At 34.2% G+C, this 1,314-nt stretch carries 2 protein-coding genes and 1 pseudogene; 2 read left to right on the top strand and 1 reads right to left on the bottom strand.

Annotated elements, in window-relative coordinates:
• Positions 1-113 precede the first annotated feature (113 nt).
• Positions 114-398, bottom strand: a complete 285-nt coding sequence (locus PVV65_RS09795; RefSeq protein WP_273721786.1) for a hypothetical protein — start codon at positions 396-398, stop codon at positions 114-116.
• 111 nt (positions 399-509) lie between these two features.
• Here PVV65_RS09795 and PVV65_RS09790 point away from each other — a divergent pair, with 111 nt between their 5' ends.
• A complete protein-coding gene (locus tag PVV65_RS09790; protein WP_273721787.1) occupies positions 510-839 on the top strand; it encodes an XRE family transcriptional regulator in 330 nt (109 codons plus the stop codon).
• 267 nt (positions 840-1,106) lie between these two features.
• Positions 1,107-1,314: pseudogene (locus PVV65_RS09785) on the top strand (hypothetical protein); the annotation flags it as partial.

The raw sequence follows: 1,314 nt of genomic DNA, 5'->3' as shown, positions 1-1,314 counted from the left end.
TCATACGCATCTATCTTTTGATTAAGTTCTTTAATTTCCTTTTCATATTTTTTGATATCCTCATCACACTCATCAATGCTCTGCTTGCTTTCATTTAAACTCATTGTGATCTCCTAAGGCTGCAAACCGTCGCACGCGCTATCAACGCAGGGGCTTTTGGAAAATTTTGTCATTGAGTCGCTTGCTTGCTCTTGCATTAATCTTTGCAAGCGTTCTGGATAAAAAAAATCTTCTGGACGTAAATCTATCCCATGCTCACGCGCATAGGTTAATAGTTTTTGCTGGTGTTTTGCTGGTATAAAATCACGCCATCTAGAAATAGACGAAATATCTCTTTCAACGATGCCTGCTACAGTTTTTAAGCCACCTAAATACTTTATAATCAGTCTCGAAAGCATATTTATCTCCATAACGCCACAATAGATAATTGCGTTTTATGCACAAGTCAACGCAATTATGCTTTTTTATCATTTTTGCATAAAAATATATTTTCAAGGATTATATGAATCATGGGAAAAGATATTCAGTCTCAACTTAAGCTATGGATTAAAGAGCGACTTAAAGAACGGGGGCATGGTGCACAAACAGCATTAGCATCCCATCTGAAACTGCATCCATCGGCAGTGAACCGTATGCTTCGCATTTATCAAAATGGGAAAACCCGTGATATAACCATAGATGAATTGATAAAAATTTCTGAATTCTTCAACGAGCCACCACCCAGTTTTTACAAAGAAGCAGATTTGAATTTCGTAAAAATATGCGCTTCTCTTGAACCAGCTGATAAAGAAGCGGTACTCGATTTCCTTGAATTATTAAAAAAGATAAAAACAAGATAGGTTATTATTGATTGCTTTTTTTCATTAAGCATCAAAGAAAAATCTTCTATTCCTTTACCTAGATCACCCATAACATCTCCTAAATTGTGGATAGCGCATAAATTAGCTATATATTTTAAATTTATTTTTTTGCATTTTATGCAATTTTTTAATTGACATGTGCATAAAATACAATTACAAAACCACCATACCCCGAAAAAAAAAACCTATGTCAAGGCGTTTTTTTCAAAATGTGTTTAAATATTTTGATAATAAATGGAGACCGTTATGAAAAAACCAGTGTTTATAAATTCTGATGAAATTCTCTTAGTCGTCTGTGAAGATGAAGAGCAAAATCTCGCAAAATATGGTACTTTCTTTGATGAAAAGGAAATTATCAAATTTATCGATCAAGCCGATAATGCTCTTCAAATCTTCCGTGTAGAACCAACCACTAACCGATGCGAAGATATCTCTGAAGAGATCGCAGAGTTCT

The organism is Bartonella sp. ML70XJBT, assembly GCF_028618425.1.
In the GTDB taxonomy this organism is placed as follows: domain Bacteria; phylum Pseudomonadota; class Alphaproteobacteria; order Rhizobiales; family Rhizobiaceae; genus Bartonella.
Note: the sequence above shows the minus strand (reverse complement) of the source record. Positions and strands in the feature narration are given on the sequence as shown.